At 46.1% G+C, this 18428-nt stretch carries 16 protein-coding genes; 9 read left to right on the top strand and 7 right to left on the bottom strand.

Features of this window, described 5'->3' with window-relative positions:
* Positions 1-62 precede the first annotated feature (62 nt).
* A complete protein-coding gene (locus NSTC745_RS25265) occupies positions 63-887 on the top strand; it encodes an alpha/beta fold hydrolase (RefSeq protein ID WP_445633424.1) in 825 nt (274 codons plus the stop codon).
* A gap of 126 nt (positions 888-1013) precedes the next feature.
* The gene (locus NSTC745_RS25260; protein WP_445633423.1) at positions 1014-2390 is read left to right on the top strand and encodes a dihydrolipoyl dehydrogenase family protein; all 1377 of its coding nucleotides are present in this window, start codon (positions 1014-1016) and stop codon (positions 2388-2390) included.
* Between the two features lie 245 nt (positions 2391-2635).
* Here the strand turns inward: NSTC745_RS25260 and NSTC745_RS25255 are convergent, their stop codons facing one another.
* Together NSTC745_RS25255 and NSTC745_RS25250 are read right to left on the bottom strand one after the other, a co-directional pair.
* Positions 2636-3628 carry a sugar-binding transcriptional regulator gene (locus NSTC745_RS25255; protein WP_445633422.1) on the bottom strand — a complete coding sequence of 331 codons (993 nt, stop codon included), beginning with the start codon at positions 3626-3628 and terminating at the stop codon, positions 2636-2638.
* A gap of 195 nt (positions 3629-3823) precedes the next feature.
* Positions 3824-4627, bottom strand: a complete 804-nt coding sequence (locus NSTC745_RS25250) for an SDR family NAD(P)-dependent oxidoreductase (protein WP_445633421.1) — start codon at positions 4625-4627, stop codon at positions 3824-3826.
* Positions 4628-4774: 147 nt separating this feature from the next.
* On the opposite strand from NSTC745_RS25250, the gene NSTC745_RS25245 reads away from it, so the two are divergent.
* The 5 genes from NSTC745_RS25245 (at position 4775) to NSTC745_RS25225 (ending at position 10680) form a co-directional block, all read left to right on the top strand.
* Positions 4775-6121, top strand: a complete 1347-nt coding sequence (locus NSTC745_RS25245) for an ABC transporter substrate-binding protein (RefSeq protein WP_445633420.1) — start codon at positions 4775-4777, stop codon at positions 6119-6121.
* A gap of 112 nt (positions 6122-6233) precedes the next feature.
* Positions 6234-7157, top strand: a complete 924-nt coding sequence (locus tag NSTC745_RS25240; RefSeq protein ID WP_445633419.1) for a carbohydrate ABC transporter permease — start codon at positions 6234-6236, stop codon at positions 7155-7157.
* A gap of 1 nt (position 7158) precedes the next feature.
* Positions 7159-7980: a carbohydrate ABC transporter permease gene (locus NSTC745_RS25235; protein ID WP_445633418.1), complete on the top strand. Its 822-nt coding sequence runs from the start codon at positions 7159-7161 to the stop codon at positions 7978-7980.
* Positions 7981-8081: 101 nt separating this feature from the next.
* Positions 8082-9236: an ABC transporter ATP-binding protein gene (locus NSTC745_RS25230; RefSeq protein ID WP_445633417.1), complete on the top strand. Its 1155-nt coding sequence runs from the start codon at positions 8082-8084 to the stop codon at positions 9234-9236.
* Positions 9196-10680 carry a mannitol dehydrogenase family protein gene (locus tag NSTC745_RS25225; protein WP_445633416.1) on the top strand — a complete coding sequence of 495 codons (1485 nt, stop codon included), beginning with the start codon at positions 9196-9198 and terminating at the stop codon, positions 10678-10680. Before NSTC745_RS25230 ends, NSTC745_RS25225 begins: the two co-directional genes overlap by 41 nt.
* Before the next feature lie 3 nt (positions 10681-10683).
* Here the strand turns inward: NSTC745_RS25225 and NSTC745_RS25220 are convergent, their stop codons facing one another.
* Positions 10684-10950: a hypothetical protein gene (locus NSTC745_RS25220; protein ID WP_445633415.1), complete on the bottom strand. Its 267-nt coding sequence runs from the start codon at positions 10948-10950 to the stop codon at positions 10684-10686.
* A 292-nt stretch (positions 10951-11242) separates the two neighbouring features.
* Here NSTC745_RS25220 and NSTC745_RS25215 point away from each other — a divergent pair, with 292 nt between their 5' ends.
* Positions 11243-11617 carry a GNAT family N-acetyltransferase gene (locus NSTC745_RS25215; RefSeq protein ID WP_445633414.1) on the top strand — a complete coding sequence of 125 codons (375 nt, stop codon included), beginning with the start codon at positions 11243-11245 and terminating at the stop codon, positions 11615-11617.
* A gap of 27 nt (positions 11618-11644) precedes the next feature.
* Positions 11645-13111 carry a xylulokinase gene (xylB, locus tag NSTC745_RS25210; RefSeq protein ID WP_445633413.1) on the top strand — a complete coding sequence of 489 codons (1467 nt, stop codon included), beginning with the start codon at positions 11645-11647 and terminating at the stop codon, positions 13109-13111.
* A 452-nt stretch (positions 13112-13563) separates the two neighbouring features.
* Here xylB and NSTC745_RS25205 read toward each other — a convergent pair whose 3' ends face one another.
* From NSTC745_RS25205 to NSTC745_RS25190, 4 genes are all read right to left on the bottom strand, one after another.
* Positions 13564-14352 (bottom strand): phytanoyl-CoA dioxygenase family protein, encoded by a 789-nt coding sequence (locus tag NSTC745_RS25205; RefSeq protein ID WP_445638681.1) that lies wholly within the window; start codon positions 14350-14352, stop codon positions 13564-13566.
* Between the two features lie 493 nt (positions 14353-14845).
* The gene (locus tag NSTC745_RS25200) at positions 14846-14989 is read right to left on the bottom strand and encodes a hypothetical protein (protein WP_445633412.1); all 144 of its coding nucleotides are present in this window, start codon (positions 14987-14989) and stop codon (positions 14846-14848) included.
* Between the two features lie 56 nt (positions 14990-15045).
* Positions 15046-17019: a tetratricopeptide repeat protein gene (locus tag NSTC745_RS25195; RefSeq protein ID WP_445633411.1), complete on the bottom strand. Its 1974-nt coding sequence runs from the start codon at positions 17017-17019 to the stop codon at positions 15046-15048.
* 3 nt (positions 17020-17022) lie between these two features.
* On the bottom strand, positions 17023-18249 hold the full coding sequence (locus NSTC745_RS25190) for a hypothetical protein (protein ID WP_445633410.1): 1227 nt from the start codon (positions 18247-18249) through the stop codon (positions 17023-17025).
* Positions 18250-18428: the final 179 nt, after the last annotated feature.

Here is an 18428-nt window from a genome sequence, read left to right as displayed (position 1 = left end):
TTATCTTTACAGTCCGAACTAGAAACAGATTGGGAAATGCTCGTAATTTACATAGGAGCCACATGAGTACAATCACGACTAAAGATGGTACGCAAATTTACTACAAAGACTGGGGTACAGGACAGCCCATTGTCTTCAGCCACGGCTGGCCGCTGAGCGCGGATGCTTGGGAATCGCAGATGTTTTTTCTCGCCTCCCACGGCTACCGTTGCATCGCCCACGATCGTCGCGGTCATGGCAGGTCTAGCCAACCGTGGCACGGCAATGACATGGATACCTACGCCGACGATCTGGCGGAGCTGTTCGAGGCGCTGGATCTTAAGGATGCGGTGACCATCGGACACTCTACCGGCGGTGGTGAAGTGGCGCGTTTCATTGGACGCCACGGCACTAAACGCGTGTCCAAGGCAGTGCTGATGGGTGCGGTGCCGCCGCTAATGGTCAAGACGGAGGCAAATCCGGGTGGGCTACCCATTGAAGTCTTTGACGGCTTTCGGACGGCGTTGTTGGCTGACCGTTCGCAGTTCTTTCTGGATGTAGCCAGCGGGCCGTTCTTTGGCTTCAATCGACCCGGTGCGAAAGTCTCCCAAGGGCTGATTTATTCGTGGTGGATGCAGGGGATGATGGCTGGTCATAAGAACACCTATGACTGCATTAAGGCGTTTTCGGAAACAGATTTCACCGAGGATTTGAAGAAGTTCGATGTGCCAACGTTGATTATCCACGGTGATGACGATCAAATCGTGCCGATTGGTGCTTCTGCCCTTGTGTCTGCAAAGCTGGTCAAGAATTCGACTTTGAAGATCTATCCCGGCGGATCGCATAGTCTGGGCGACACGAGCAAGGAACAGCTTAACGCCGACCTGCTGGAATTTCTCAAATCCTGATACGGATTGTTGAAAATCTGAATGCGTTACAGCTCAATTCAAACCCTACCTTAATACGCAGAGAGTTTTTAACTTTGAGTGTGAGAGCGTCATGAAAGGAAACTATTTCCAAGGAGTTTAGCACTGATGGAAACAGCAGATGTTATTGTCATCGGCAGCGGTCAAGGAGGCATTCCACTGGCGGCTGATTTGGCCAATGAGGGACGTAAAGTTGTCTTGTTTGAGCGAGATGCTTTAGGCGGCAGTTGCATCAACTATGGCTGTACTCCGTCCAAAGCCTTCTTAGCAGCGGCTCATGCAGCGGGACGGGCACGCCAGAGTAAGAAGCTAGGCATCCACACAGAGGTTGAAGTGGATTTCCCCGCTGTTATGGAGCGAGTTCGGGGAATCCGCAGCAGCTTTAATCAGGGGATTCGCAAGCGATTAGAGAGTGCGGGTGTCAAAATCATTTGTGCCGAAGCTTCTTTTGTGGGGGAACGGACGGTCAAAGGTGGGGATGTTACCCTTCAGGCTCCTTTGGTAATCATTAACACAGGTACGTCATCGCTAATTCCTGACATTCCCGGACTTGCCGGAACTCCCTACCTGACTAACCGCAACTTCTTTGACTTGAAGGCCTTACCAGCCCGTTTATTGGCGATCGGAGGGGGCTATATTGGCTTGGAATTGGGACAAGGACTAGCGCGTTTGGGCAGTCAGACTGACTTAATTGTGCGGGGCGATCGCCTCCTCGGACAAGAAGAGTCTGATGTCAGCGAGGTCTTAGCAGAAGCATTCAAGCAGGATGGGATTGGACTTCACTTTGGCGTCAATGTGGATCGCGTCGCCCACGAGAATAATGTGTTTCGGCTGACCCTGAGCAATGGCGAACAACTCCAGGGAGAAGCGTTGCTGGTTGCCATTGGACGAAAACCCAATACAAGTGCCTTAAATGCAGCCGCCAGCGGAATTGAGCTAGACGAGCGAGGGTTTGTCAAAATTGACGATCGCTTCCATACTACTTGTTCTGGAGTCTATGCCATCGGGGATGCTGCCAAACAGCCTGCCTTTACCCATGTGTCCTGGGAGGACTATCGCCGCTTAAAAGCAATTTTGTGTGGAGAAAACCGGACGCGGAGCGATCGCGTTCTTGGTTATGCGGTTTACACAGAACCCCAAGTTGGGCGAGTGGGTATGACCTTAGAACAGGCTCAGAAACAAGGCATCAACGCCCGTGCTGTCACGTTACCCATGAGCCAAATTGCGCGTGCCATCGAGTGGGGGCATGATTTGGGATTTTATCGCATGGCGATCGACTGCGATACAGACAAAATTCTAGGAGCAACTTTAGTGGGGTACGAAACTGCTGAACTAGTGCATGTATTTTTATCCCTAATGGAAGCAGGAGCAACTTGGCAGCTGTTAGAGCGATCGGTTCACATCCATCCGACCTATGGTGAAGCTTTACCCAGTTTGGCACGGTTGCTGCTTGGAGATAACATGCCAGGGTGTCCGAATATGTAAAGAGTTTTTGGTGAAAATTGCTCTACTCATCCAGCCGATTGCCAATGGTGTCTGCATATCAGTCATCTTGACACTTAGCGCACTTTTAGAGTGCATTGGAATGGCAACCGCAACACCGTTTTGATTATGGCTTAGTGATGGGTGGATTCAACTCTCAACGCTTTTTGACGCTCGTGGAGTAGTACGCTTAAATGTGCGCTCGCTATAACTTTTTACCAGCAGTGTAGGGCTTGTGTCGGATTCAGCTAAATTTTAGCCAGAATTGCTTGGGCGGCGGCTTCATCAGCAATCAATCCTGTAATTAACTGACCGCGTAAAGCAGCTAGAATCGCTTCTGCCTTTTTCAGGCCACCTGCTACACCAACAATCAACCGAGAAGCCGGTTGTTCGAGTGGTACGCTAGCAACCCGGTTATTCGTTCCTTGTTGCAGCAATACTCCGTAGCGATCGTAAGCCCAACCCGCAATTTCTCCTACTGCCCCCAGTTCTATCAATTCAGCCACCTCATCATCATTGATAAAGCCGTTTTGATGTAACGGTGCATTCCAGGCAATCTCGCTAATACCGACAAATGTTACTTTGGCTTGCTCTGCAAGAGTTTTAACAGTAATAAACGATCGCTGAGTCTGCAATAATTCTCGTTCTTCAACGCTAGTGGCGACAACCGGAGTCGGCACTGGGTAAGCTTGGGAACCGACGCGATCGGACAAATGCATCACTACTTCGTGACGACCTGCACGCCCATAGTGAGACATATTGCCAATAATAGAAACAATTTTATGCTGGGGTTGGTTCATTGAGGGAATTTGCTCCACCATTGCTCGCAATGTGCGACCAGAGGACAACGCTAGTATGGTCGGAATCTTCGCCATCAGGTAAGCCTCTAAGTGGGTGGCAGCACAGACACCAATTCCATTGAGTGTCTCGCCATTGCCTGCGTCAGTTGGAACCACTTCACAAAGCGATAGCCCAAAGCGATCGCGCAACGACTCAGCCAGAGCAATACATTCGCTCAGCGGATGATCGAGGCGAAATTTGATCAATTTTTCAGTGACCGCCAGTGCCACCAAGCGCTGTGCAGCTTGCCGAGAAACATTGAGTTTTGCTGCAATCTCCTCTTGCGTATTTCCAGCAATGTAATACAGCCAAGCAGCATGAGCAGCTAGATCTAATTTGCGGGATCTAAGGGGCAAGCCAGCTTTATTGGCATCGCGCCCCTCTAATAAAGGCTCTCCCATATCCCACCTTCCAAAACTATGTACCTACCAAAAGAATGGTTAGATAATTTTGAGTATATGCCCAAAGACATAACTTTTGCTCATATTAACTAAAAAGTGCAAATTTAACGCTCTTGCATCTCTTGAGGTAGTGCTTAAGAAAGAGTTCACATGCTAAACGGCGTTTGCTCCCCTGCCCCTTGCCCCTTGCCCTCTTCATTGACCACCTGTTACTTCCAAGTTAAACCCGGTTATGTAACTTGCTTCGTCGCTCATCAGAAACGCTACCCCATTTGCTACCTCTGCCAAACTTCCTAAGCGCCGCATTGGGACTGAATTAATCATCTGTTGCTCAACTATTTTGGGGTCGGCATCAAAGTACTGAGAACCTACTGCTGCTTGCAATTCGGTTTGTCGCGTCCACATAAAACCAGGGCCTATAAGTGCAGGAGACAATGCATTTACCCGGATGCCGTAGGGAGCCAAGTCTTTGGCTGCTGTCTGAGTCATACCAATCACCGCAAACTTGGAAGCACCATACGCTAACATATTTGGCGGCCCGACTACGCCTGCATAACTCGCCATATTAACGATCGCACCTCCTCCGATATCGCGCAAGTACTTTGCAGCCACCTTCAGAACGTGGAAAACGCCAACAACGTTAATGTTAATCACCTTTTGAAAGTCATCTTCAGGATATCCGTCTGTTTTCGCAAACGCTCCTTGATAACCCGCATTATTAAATACATAATCAATCCGTCCAAGCTGCTCTACAGCATCAGTAAAGGCTTTGGTAACATGATCGGCAGATGTAACATCACAGCGAAATGTGCCCACAGGAACGTTGTAATCTTTTAGTTCCTCTGCTACATCTGTCATCTTCGGTTCATTCAAATCTAGCAGCGCTACACCCGCACCATTAGCAGCAAACCGGCGTGCAGTTGCCTTGCCTATATCTCCTGCACCACCTGTAATCAAGATATTTTTACCTACAAACTGATAGGTTGCTGTTACTGTCATAATTTCAACCTCTTATTGAAGAATTGTTGCAAATTCCCGTCATTGAAGTGGGGTTGGTATGATTCTATTATTGAGCTTTTACTCAAATTTAGAGCATAAAATCAAAAATTTTCTCCGTTCGATTTTTTATATCAAAGGAGTAATGCGATGCGTATCCCCCGCTTCGCTAAAGTGCTGGTAGCATTTCTCGCTGGAGTGATGTTGGCGCAACTGCTACACGCTTGTTCGTGGCAATCCCAAGCCGCAGAGAAAACTACACTGACGATCGCCACTGTTAATAATGGCGATATGGTGGTCATGCAAGGACTTTCCCGCAAGTTCGAGGAAGCCAACCGCGATATTCAACTGCGGTGGGTGGTGCTAGAAGAAAATGTTTTGCGCCAACGCACAACTACAGATGTTGCAAGCCAAGGCGGTCAATTCGATGTCTTGACTATCGGTTCTTATGAAACACCAATCTGGGCTAGACGGGATTGGTTAAGACCCTTGGATTTAGGTGCAGACTACGACATTAACGATTTACTAAAACCCATCCGCGAAGGACTTTCTCATAACGGCAAACTTTATGCCGTGCCGTTTTATGGGGAAAGTTCTATGCTGTATTACCGCAAAGACTTGTTTGATAAAGCCGGGATTACGGTTCCAGAACAGCCAACCTATCCTCAAATGAGAGAATGGGCAAGCAAAATCCACGATCCGGCGCGTGGAATTTATGGAGTTTGCTTGCGTGGAAAACCTGGTTGGGGTGAAAACATGGCTTTTGTTTCCACCTTGGTTAACACTTATGGCGGACGCTGGTTTGATATGAACTGGCAACCGACAATTAATACTCCAGCTTGGAAAGAGGCGATCGCATTTTATATCGATTTGCTGCAAAAGTACGGGCCGCCAGGAGCCAGTTCCAACGGATTTAATGAGAATCTGGCATTATTCTCCACAGGTAAATGTGGTATGTGGGTAGATGCAACCGTGGCCGCTGGGCTGCTATCCAATCCCAAAGAATCCCAAGTTTACGATAAAGTAGGCTTTGCCCGTGCGCCAATTGAAAAATATCCCAACGGTTCAAACTGGCTTTGGGCTTGGGCTTTAGCAGTTCCTAAAACCTCAAAATCGCCAGAAGCCGCACAAAGGTTTGTTGCTTGGGCAACATCAAAAGAATATATCCAACTAGTTGCCAAAGAGAATAGCTGGGTTGCCGTACCGCCAGGAACTCGGACTTCCACGTATGAAAACCCCAACTATCGCAAAGCTGCACCCTTTGCCCCAATCGTGCTGAAAGCAATTCAATCTGCTGATGTTACCCGTCCATCCGCAGAACCAACACCGTATAAGGGCGTTCAATATGTGGATATTCCAGAATTTCAAGCGATCGGTTCTTCTGTCGGGCAAACTTTGGCAGCAGCATTAACTAATCGGACTTCGATAGATGGGGCGTTGCAGCAATCGCAGAGATTTACTGAACGTTTTATGAGACATACGGGTTATATCGATTGAAATTGGGCATGGGGCATGGGGCATAGGAATTTTAAAGAGATTTTGCGTAAATGCTGCCATTTTGAATACTTCGACTGCGCTCAGTACAAGTTTTGAATTTTGAATTGTCATTATGTCTTCTTCATTAGCGGTCAAACCTCAACACGAAACGCCGCCACCCGCTAGGCAATGGGCTAAACGGCAAGCGTCAACCTTACCTCTGGTTGCGCCTTCGGTCGTTGTCCTGCTGCTGTGGATGATTGTGCCTCTGGTGATGACTATATGGTTTTCCTTTCAGCGGTATAACCTGTTGAATCCAGACGCACGTAAATTCATCGGCATTGAAAATTTCACCTTCATTCTGACTGACTCAGCACTATGGACATCGATCGCCATCACAATTATTCTGGTTGTTTCAGTTTTAGTAATCACAATTGGTCTAGGCACATTATTAGCAGTGCTATTTGACCAGGACTTTTACGGTCGTGGTGTGGCACGGGTGCTAGCAATCTCGCCATTTTTTGTGATGCCTACAGTCAGCGCCCTAATCTGGAAAAATATGCTGATGCATCCAGTAAATGGGCTGTTTGCTCAAATTACTAGAGGCTTGGGTTTGGGAGCAATTGATTGGTTTGCCAGCGTTCCCCTGCTTGCCATCATTATTATTGTTTCCTGGGAATGGCTGCCTTTTGCTTTGCTGATTTTATTAACAGCCATTCAGTCACTCGATCGCGACCAGTTAGAAGCAGCGCGAATGGATGGAGCAAATGCGATCGCTCTATTTCGTTTCGTTATGCTACCGCATCTTAGCCGCGCCATTTCTGTGGTCGCCATGATTGAGACAATTTTCTTCTTGACCATCTTTGCCGAAATCTTTGTGACCACAGGCGGCGGCCCCGGACTCGCAACCACCAACCTAGCCTATTACATCTTCTTAAAAGCCTTGTTGGAATTTGATGTCGGCGGTGCATCAGCTGGAGGATTAATTGCCGTCATCCTTGCCAATATCGTGGCAATCTTCTTAATGCGTAGTGTTGCTCGTAATTTGGATACTTAACATGGCACGTAAAACTTCAAAGCGGTGGCTATGGACTTTACTGGGCTGGCTTGCCGCTTGCCTCTTATTTTTCCCCATCTTCTGGATGTTTATTACCAGTTTCAAAACCGAAGTAGCGGCAGTTTCAACTCCCCCGCAGTTATTTTTCCGCCCGACATTGGAAAATTATGTTGCCATCCAAGACCGGGCAAATTATTTCAATTATGCATTTAACAGCGTAGCAATTTCCCTCGGCTCAACTATAGTCGCCCTCCTGCTTGCTGTACCTGCTGCTTACGCGATGGCGTTCTTTCCCACCAAACGCACCAAAGGAACTCTGCTGTGGATGCTGTCCACCAAAATGCTGCCACCAGTCGGCGTACTGGTTCCCATCTACATTTTGTGTCGCAACGCTGGCTTACTAGATACCCGCATCGGTTTAATTATCATTTATACCCTGATTAATTTGCCCATCGTCGTCTGGATGATTTACAGCTTCTTCAAAGAAGTTCCTAAAGACATTCTCGAAGCCGATCGCATGGACGGAGCAACCACACAGCAAGAACTGATTCACGTCTTGCTACCCCTAGCACTCCCCGGAATCGCCTCCACCGCCTTACTCTCAATTATCTTGTCCTGGAACGAAGCATTTTGGAGCCTGAACCTAACAACAGCAGACGCTGCCCCCCTCACCGCCTTTATTGCCTCATTTTCCAGCCCCCAAGGATTATTTTGGGCAAAACTCTCAGCAGCATCAACATTGGCGATCGCACCCATCCTCATCTTCGGCTGGCTAAGTCAACGCCAACTAGTCAGAGGTCTAACCTTCGGTGCAGTGAAATAAAAGGCAGAAGGCACAAGGGATTACAAACAAACTCTTGCGTTCTCCTCTTTGCGCCTCCGCGTCTCTGCGTGATAAAACAAAACCCTTAATCAAAACATCCTATGTCAACAGTTGCTTTAAGAAATATCCATAAAACCTACGCCGACACAGAAATCATCAAAGGCATAGATCTCGACATCAGCGATCGCGAATTTGTCGTTTTCGTCGGCCCCTCCGGCTGCGGAAAATCCACCTTACTCCGCATGATTGCTGGACTAGAAGAAATTTCCTCCGGCGATTTACTCATCGACGGTCAAAAAGTCAACGACATACCCCCCGACAAACGCGGCTTGGCAATGGTCTTTCAAACCTACGCCTTATACCCCCACATGACAGTCGCCGAAAATATGGCCTTTAGCCTCCGGCTTGCAGGTATGCCGAAAGCCCAACGCCATGAAAGAGCACGTGAAGTCGCCCGCATCCTCCAATTAGAACCACTCTTAAACCGCAAACCCAAAGAACTATCAGGAGGACAGCGCCAACGGGTAGCGATTGGCCGTGCTTTAGTGCGAAATCCCAAAGTATTTTTATTTGATGAGCCACTATCAAATCTAGATGCAGCTTTGCGGGTGCAAATGCGAATTGAGCTTGCTAGTTTACATGACAGCCTGCAAGCCACGATGATTTACGTCACCCACGACCAAGTTGAAGCAATGACCCTTGCTGACAAAATTGTGGTATTGCAAGGTGGCATCATCGAACAAGTTGGTTCTCCCCTAGAACTTTACCACCATCCCCGCAATATATTCGTCGCCGGATTTATTGGTTCGCCGAAAATGAATTTTATCCCCGTCACGGTGTCAGCCGTCAATGACTCTGGGACAACGGTAAGGCTTCCTGGCGATGCAACTGTAATGATTCCCGTGCAGCCCAGAACCCTGTCAGTTGGGGATAGAGCCACATTAGGAATTCGTCCCGAACATCTGCGGCTCGATCGCAGCAACCCCAGCATAAATGGCGAAGTGCTAGTTGTAGAACGATTGGGCGGAGAAACCTATCTTTACATCAAAATTGCGGGTGGTGACACCATCGTAGTGCAAACAGATGGAGATAATCCCGCCCAATTGCACGATTTCGTGCCGATTTACATTAACGGCGAACTTTGCCATTTGTTTGACCGAGAGGGTGAAGCCATTCCTAAAGCTCGCCGTCACCATTTAACCATTAATGAATCCCATGAACAATATCAGCACCGGCTCAGCAATCAAGCTGAATGAAGCAGCTTTAGCTCGTTTAGCAAGTAACGTTCGCGTACCCCAGTACGATCGCCACCAAATTACTAACGGCATTGTCCATATCGGTGTGGGTGGGTTCCATCGGGCACACCAGGCATTATATCTCGATAACTACTTTCACGAACATCCCGGCAGTGATTGGGGAATTTGCGGGGTTGGGTTACTGGAATTTGACCAACGAATGCGGGATGCACTGAAGTCGCAAGATTGTTTGTATACCTTAGTTGAAAGGTCGCCAGAAGGCGACAAAGCCCGTGTTATTGGAGCAATTACAAAATATCTGTTTGCCCCAGATAACCGCCAAGCAGTAATTGATACCTTAGCAGATCCCAAATGCCGTATCGTCACTCTGACAATTACCGAAGGTGGCTACTACTATATTGAAGGTAGCGGAGAATTTGATACCAATCACCCAACGATTCAGTACGATTTGCAGCATCCCGACCAGCCAATTGGCGTATATGGCTTTTTGACAGCAGCCCTTGAACGCCGCCGCCAACAGGGAATAGCACCGTTTACTGTATTATCCTGCGATAACTTGCAAGGCAACGGCAACATTGCCCGGAAAATGTTAACTGCATTTGCCGAGATGCAGAACCCGGAATTGGGAAGTTGGGTTGCCGAACAGGTAGCCTTCCCCAACTGTATGGTCGATCGCATTACCCCCGCCACCACCCCAGCAGATATCAAAATGGTGGAGGAAGAGTTTAATATTGATGATGCCTTTCCAGTCGTTGCCGAACCGTTCCTTCAGTGGGTAGTTGAAGACAACTTCTGTGCGGGTAGACCTGATTGGGAATCTGTTGGCGTGCAGATGACCGATGATGTTCATCCCTACGAAATGATGAAAATCCGGCTGCTCAACGCCAGTCACTTGTTAATTGGTTATCTTGGCACCTTGGCAGGTTACAGCTACGTCCACGAGGTGATGGCCGATCCCTTAATCCGGCAAGCTGTGGATCGTTTAATGGCAGAAGTCACGCCCACACTCCAACCCGTACCAGGAATTGATTTAGATAATTACAAACAGACCTTAATAGAACGCTTTGCTAATCCTAAGATTCGAGATCAACTCCCGCGTCTTTGCCTCAATAGTTCCGCTAAAATGCCAAAATTTGTTTTAGGTTCAGTTCGCGATGCACTGCAACAAGGCGGAGTAATTGACTACATGAGTCTCACGGTTGCAGCTTGGTTCCGTTACCTCAACGGAAAGGATGACCAAGGCAACGCTATTCCCATTGATGACCCAATAGGAGGTACTCTCACACAACTAGCTTGTACCAGTGGCTCTGATGCCAGACCATTGCTCAACCTGACTGAGATTTTTGGCGATTTATCCCAGTCACCGCTTTTCGTGGATGCAGTTACGAACCATTTACACAGGTTGTATGAGTTTGGAGCTAAAGAAACATTAGCCCGATTCTAAAGCCTACAGTGTACACAGAAGTCTCTTGACCTGCACCTTTGTTGCATCGGCTTGCACCTTTGTTGCATCGACTTGCACCTTTGTTGCATCGACTTGCACCTTTGTTGCATCGCCTTGCACCTTTATTGCATCGACTTGCACCTTTATTGCATCGACTTGCACCTTTGTTGCATCGACTTGCACCTTTGTTGCATCGGCTTGCACCTTTGTTGCATCGCTAGGAATAGCTTCACTATTGGCTTCATCACCCGCTTGGGAATGAATTCCCAAGCTAATAGCTCAAGTCTACTGAAGTAGACTAAAGATTATTAAAAAATTCAGTCATCTTTGAGATGACTTGAGCTATTAGCAAAGAACTTCAGTTCTTTGCGGGACAGCAGTTTTAGGTTAAGTTGACACCAGTGCCCTGCTCCCTGCCCCTTTTCCTGCTCTTATAAGTAGAGTCGATACCGAAATGCGAATTGAACCATACGAAGATAGCCACCTTGACGCCATCAAAAGCCTTTCGATTCGGGCATGGTCTCCGGTTTTTGATTCCCTTGAGAAAGCGATGGATATTGACGTGTATCGCTCATTCTATCCCGACGGTTGGCGTGTAAGCCAGCTTCATGCTGTCGAGGGAGTTTGTGCTGCTGCGGACAATAAGGTGTGGGTGGCGATCGACTCCGGTTCAATTCAGGGCTTTGTAGCCGTGAAACTCCACTTTGAGAACAGTATGGGAGAAATCTATATGGTTGCCGTCGATCCAGACTATCAACGTCGAGGCATTGGCGCTGCTTTGATGGAATTCGCTCTTGATTGGATGAAAGTTGCTGGAATGTCCGTTGCTATGGTTGAAACCGGAGGCGATCCGGGCCATGCCCCAGCACGTTGTACCTATGAAAAGCTGGGTTTTAGGCTGTTCCCAGTCGCCAGATACTTTAAGAAGTTGGGTTAATTCGCAATTAAGGATTTGGAGGCGCAATTGAGCGACATCGTAGTTGGCTTAGACTTGGGTACGGGAGGAGTGCGGGCGATCGCAGTTGACCTGCAAGGGCAAATTATCGCTCAAGCAACCAGAAGCTATCCGCTGTTAACTCCACAACCAGGCTGGACAGAACAGAACTCATCGGATTGGATTGATGCAAGTTTGGCTGCTCTTTCTGATGTTACTCAACAGTTAAATGGATACCAAGCGATCGCCCTCGGTTTATCGGGACAAATGCATGGTATGGTTCCTCTCGATGCTGAAGGAAAAGCCATCAGACCAGCAATTTTGTGGAACGACCAACGCACAGGTAAAGCTGTTGCTGAGATTGAAGCCACTATTCCCCATCCAGAATTAATTCAACGCACTGGAAATCCGGCAATTACGGGGTTTCAATTGCCGAAGCTTTTATGGTTGCGGAGTCAAGAACCAGAAGCATATACTCGGTTGTGGCAAATTCTTTTGCCAAAAGATTATCTAGGATACGTGCTAACAGGCGAACTTGCGACAGAACCATCTGATGCGTCTGGTGTCGGGTGTCTGAATCTGGCGAAGCGGCTGTGGGATACAGATATTCTCGATGCTCTAGATATCAAGCCAGCGTTGTTTCCCTCAGTCATCGAATCAACCGCGATCGCCGGACGGCTGAAACCAGAAATCGCTGCCCGCGTTGGATTACCTGCGGGATTGCCTGTAATTGCTGGCGGAGGCGATAATGCAGCAGCAGCAATTGGTTTGGGTATCTCATCAAGCAACCTCAACCTGGGTAGTTTGAGTATTGGTACATCGGGAGTTATCTTTGCACCATGCAATCGCCCAATTCCCGATCCCCAAGGTCGCGTACATTTGTTCTGTCATGTGGATGGTGGTTATCATCTATTGGGAGTGACTTTAGCGGCTGGTGGTTCTTTGCGTTGGTATCGAGATACATTTGCACCGCAGATATCATACACTGATTTGATGGAAATGGCACAGCGATCGCTTCCTGGTGCGCGTGGTGTTCTATTTCTGCCTCACCTTTCCGGAGAACGCAGTCCCCACCTCGATCCAGAGACTCGCGGTGCTTTCGTGAATTTGTCATTAGCTCATACACAAGCAGATGTCATTCGCGCTGTTTTGGAGGGGGTTGCATTCAGCTTGCGGGAAGCCTTGGAAGTGATTAGTGCGATCGCTCCCGTGCATCAACTTTTGGCAACAGGTGGAGGCGCACGGTCTAATATTTGGTTGCAAATTTTAGCAGATGTTTTGCAAACAGAACTTATTGCTCCCAAAGCCGAAGAGGGAGCTGCTTACGGAGCTGCTATTTTGGCAATGGTGGGGATTGGTGCGTACCCTAGTTTAGAAGCTGCACTCAAGATAGTATCGCCAGCTAGTCATCTGGTACAGCCCCAGACAAATCCTTTGTATGAAGCAGCGTTTAATCGCTACAAATTACTTTACGATACCTTGAAAGCTGTTCGTTAATGTCCGCAGTTAAGATGGGCTAGGGGCGATCGAGCTTTCATATCATGTTCGGGTAATTAGTTATGATTTCGGTAATCATTAAACCCCACCCCGCCAAAGCAGTGCTTTGTCTCCCCTCCCCGCAAGCGGGGAGGGGATTAAGGGGTGGGGTTCTTCGGGTTTAGTAAGTAATTAACCGCACATGATATCAGGCTTCAGCTTCATGACCCCCAAAAGGAAGAAGAATACATTGCCCAACAAAGCTTGTTGCAAGCAGATAAGCTGTTACGCAAATAAGATTGCACATCAACTGGTGAGGTTGTCCTAAGCCAATAGTCCAAAGTCCAATTGGTAAACACAAATGACTAATGACTAATGACTAATGACGGTCTACACAGAGTTTGTGCAATGTGTAGGCGCGTTAGCTTAGCAATTTTGAGAAAAATGTGTTTATAACTTGAACTCGGTTTGTGTTAAGCCTCCCCCATGACGAGTCCCTCAATGGTATGTGCTTGTACGATAGGTTCTAGTTCGTCAACGACTCGGCAGGCGAAGTGCTTTCGATGTACTGGGGGGATAGTCTGGTAGTAAGCGCGAGTGAACTGGAGATCGTGCCGCTTTGCGTTTTGGGCATCTGGAGCATCCACACCAAGCACTAGCGTCGGTCGCGATTTTTGGGATTGGTTGGCAGTACCCCGATGAATGGTCAGCGCTGACCGGACAGATATATCTCCACGCTTCGGTATTTTCCTCACAGCACGCTCCTGGTATCGACTGTAGAGAGATTTGGGCGGAAACATTCCGTGTTTGAAGCCGATTGGGCGATCCCACTGGGTGCCGGGTGCTATCTCGAATGGCCCCATATCCTCTTCGACATCCACGGTGGTCAAATTGAAGGCAAGCGAGTTGAGCCTGCGTCCTGTCAGAGTGGCTTCGGGCGCAGGAAAGTCACGATGCCAGGGCTGATTCATGGAGCCAGGAAGAGGCACGTCGAATCCAATCTCCACGATTTTGTAGTCTTCTCCAAGGACTGCGGTTGACACTGCCACTACCCAAGGATGTGTAACGAGGTCGAGAAACCCCCCGATCCTCTCCGGGTGTATCTCTACGTAGTATCGGTTGGGCCCGCGCCCCACTGCTCCTCCCGGACGGGCAAGCGCTTCCTCCAAGAGAACCTCAATATCCTCACCGAGGCGATCTGCCCACGTCGGCTCGAATGCGCCTTTCAATCCAACGATCCCGTCGCCGTAGAGTCCGCCCATGATGGCAGCAGTATCATACTGCTCAAAGAGCGCGGTTGGGGGGATCTCTTCTGTTTTCTGGGCTTGGACAGTATTGGTGTAGTCAAAAACAACTTCGCGTGCGGCGGTATTCATCCTAATCCCCTTGAAGAAAGCATTTTGAAAAAAGGACATAGCAGGGGTCATTTCGAGCGAGATAATAGCGATATAGTTCTGCTGCCTAGCTAAGATAGCCCCAAAAACTAATAATAAATTGGGCTAGAAGGTGCGTAATTGGGCAATAAACTCTAAATAAAAAGGCTTTAGAGGATGATATCGACACAATGCTCCAGTTTTTAACCGAAAAATTGTAAATAAAGTTAATAAATACTTTTGTTGTTGTCGCCATACATAGGCAAGATTTACATAAAAGAAAGAACCTGACTTTGGTGACAACAAAATTCTTATAAAACTTTATGGCAGAAACCCTAAAAATTAGATGCGCTTCCAGTAAAGCTTGCAGGTGTAAAAAAACTTAACTTTCAAGAAAGTCGCTACGGTCAAATAATTCGTCGCTCAACATTCCTAAACGGCGCATCATCAACATACCAACTGCATCACCTATGTTTGAAATACTGGCAATTGTATTTGTAATATTATGGAGCGATATCCTAGACATCGCTCCATCAATTTCGAGCAAATAATATTCTAAATTTCACCAGAAGAATTTGATAGTTATCTCTTGCTCAGACTAGATAAACTTTCTTCTACTTCAGCACGATCTGTTGCATTGGGGTTCAGCCGAAGATAAGTCATGAGGTCGGCAGATGCAGCATCAGACTGACCTAAATTAATTAATACGATCGCCCGATTTTGATAGAAGTCTGGATTGTCTGGTGATAAAGCGATCGCAGCTGATAAATCGCTCAAAGCTTCTGGTAATTGTCCGAGTTCGTAGTGAATTGTAGCCCGATTTGCTAATAAGAAAGGTTGCTGTGAATTCAAATCAAGTGCTGCATTATAATCTAATAAAGCTGCTTCTAAATCTTCCGATGCTTCCAATGCTTGAGCGCGACCAATTAATGCTGGAGTTTGAGTAGGTTGTAAATCGATAGCAACTGAATAAGCGTTGATTGCTTCTTCAATTAGACCTTTTAAAGCATAGCAATGTCCGATATTCATCCAGACTTCATAGTATGGCGGACTAAGCTCAATAGCTTGGTGATAATCGTGCAAAGCATTTTCTAATTGGCCCATACGTTGGTAAGCATTACCGCGATCGTTGTAGTATTCTGAGTAGTTTGGATCGGCGGTAATGGCAGCAGTAAAATAAATCACAGCTTCTTCTAATTCGCCCATTGCTGCATATACTTGAGCAATGTTATAGTCCAAAACTGAGCGATGCAATCGATGTTTACCTTCACTCAAATGAATTTTGAATTCTTCAATTGCCGACTTACAAAGTGCGATCGCTTCTTGAGGAAGACCTTGACGGTGTTTAACAAGTGCTAAACCGTTCATATCGAAAGCAGTCATAAAATGTCTATCATCAGCTGGAATATCCGCAGTTGGGTCTGCTAAAATGCTCAGACTGCGATTGAGATAATCTTCAGCTAAAGTGTGGTCGTGTTCCGGCAAAAAGCGAGTATGGAACATTGCCATTATGTAATAAGCTCGAACTAACTGTGCTGGTGCATCAAGTTTAAGGAGAGCTTCTTCTTGAACTATTTGATATGCCTTGTCAATATTTTTTGTTGTTGCGTAGCAATTAAAAAGATTACCAACCATATTCCATCTCATGTTATTGTCCGTTCCACAAAGATGGTCAAGTTGAGTAGCGACAGATTCACAGTAAACTAATGCATCTTCATAAAAACCTTGATGGTTATAAATTCCTAAAAGTCTTGCTTGCCAAATCAATGCTTTTTCAGGTTGGTCGCTTTTTAACCAATAGGAAACCAGCCGCGGCCCGTGAATTTCCAGTTCAATCGCATCTCTACCAATTTGTTCTTCCAACTTTTGTGCCAGTTGGGACATTTTTTCTGGAGAAATTACTACTTCTGGTTCTGCTGGTAATTGCAAGCTAATCTTTTGTACCAAAAACTTCTGATTTAAGTGAGTAATGGCAGTTTCACCAGTATTAGGAGCAGTAGCGAAAAGTAAACTTAAATTTAGTTTTTGTCCCCGCCGACGAATCAGTTCAGCAAAAAAGCGGCGTACTAAAAATCCTGCTTGCTCGTAATTATTACAAGCAATTACCCAAGGAGAACCATCGGTGTAATCGTACCAAGAATCGAGTAAATCGATGACACCATGTACTATTCTATAAGCTCGATCCAAAGGATAATTACGTACCCTTTCATCATCAATAGAACTGTCTGTTAAATTCGGATTTCGTACCGATATTTGACGCCTTAAAGCAGGCAAAATCATTGCTAATTCATAGCTATGTTTAGTAATTAAATGTGGTGCTTTAGCTTGAATATCTGGTAAAATTTGATTTAGCCATTCATTTAATCCAGCCCATAATCCATCTTCTTGGGTATTAAATGATAGCAGCCAATTTTTTGCTTTATTTTCTTCACTTACCTGTAACCATTGCTGCAAAATTTCTAACCTGGCACTACCGGATTCTGCCTCTAGTAAAATTACCTTACCAATTTCTGGCTGTTGTAAAATAGTCTTTTCGAGAGTATTGTGGCGCTTCATAATTTATCTCCTTTTAGTATGACGTAAACTATTAATCCAAAGAAAAATACCAATACCTTGAATTCCAAAAACCAGCAATCCCATTATTAAGGCATCGGTGAAGGCATAAGGATTAGATTCATACCCTGCACTCAACGTGCCTAAAAGTAGGGACGCATAATTCCACATAGTTGGAATACCGATGAAGAACAGCGACCAAAATGCAGCGATGTGGCCTAGAACGTAGATAACAGCGTAACAGCGAATCACTCGTATTTCGCCTTTAGGAATAGAGGATTGGTCAGTGGTATGAGAAAATCTGAATAATCGCAATATTTGGTTTTGTACGAAAACCTTTGTATCCTTCATCAGACTTCTACATCTAAAAAAGTTGGCAATTACGTAATAAAAATCAGTCCGAAGAAAGAAATAGCATTGCCAAAGTATAGCTAGGAAATAACTCAAAGCGATCGCCTGTATCAACTGCAAAACAAAAGGAGCGATCGCTAGCCATTTTTGTTGTTCGGCAAACAAAACCAATAGCAAGATAGAAGCCGATACAAGATCTAGTAAAGGGCCTGCAAGAAAAGGTAAATATCGCTGATTTCGAGGAACACCCCATATCCCCGTCATATCTGTTTCTGCTACGAGTATCCAAAGGCGATTGCTAAGTCTTAATTGAGAAGAAACACCCACTGCTTTAGCAGCCAATAAATGAGCCATCTCATGCAGAAACACTGCAATAACATTAATTCCAGTTAAAATTAATGCCATCATTGTGACATTTTTTTTAAAGACAAGAGCTTGATAACCAGGCATAATTGAAGGCTTCAAGTAAACAGCAACTAAAGCCAGAAATACGATTAATCCACAACCAATTAATACCCGATTATTAAAGAAAATTTTGGCAAAATCTTGAGAAATCCAGGTGAAGTGATTTATTTGCTTCGGTTGCTTAGTATATGTTGGTAAAAGTGTTTGTTTCGCAGATAGAATATTAACAAAATCGTTTGATTCTAAAACTTCTAGCAGACCTTCAATATCTGGGACTTCATTATACTTTTGCTCGTAAAGCCATTGTGCCTGTCCGATGGTTTTGCCAGCAGCCAAATAGTCCAGCAACTCTATTGCATCAGAAGGCAATGCTAGAAAAATATTAGTATCTACTCTACCAATAATGAATTCATCTCCTTCAGGTTGGCGAGTAAATGGATAAATAGAAACCAGAGCATCGGCAGGATATCTGGTCACGTCAAGTTTCCTTCCTAATTGAATGTTGTAATAATTCTGAATTCAGGAGCAGAGCCGGAGATGCTCATGCATAAGAGAAAAAATATTTATTAATTAGTGGTGGATTGCAATCCGCCACTAATTTGACGTGTAGCTATCTTAATGAACTATTTACAATGTCAACTTTAAATTCAATAGTT

This window comes from Nostoc sp. DSM 114161, from assembly GCF_052692665.1.
The sequence above is the reverse complement of the archived record's forward strand: the minus strand, read 5'-3'. Positions and strand labels throughout refer to the sequence as shown.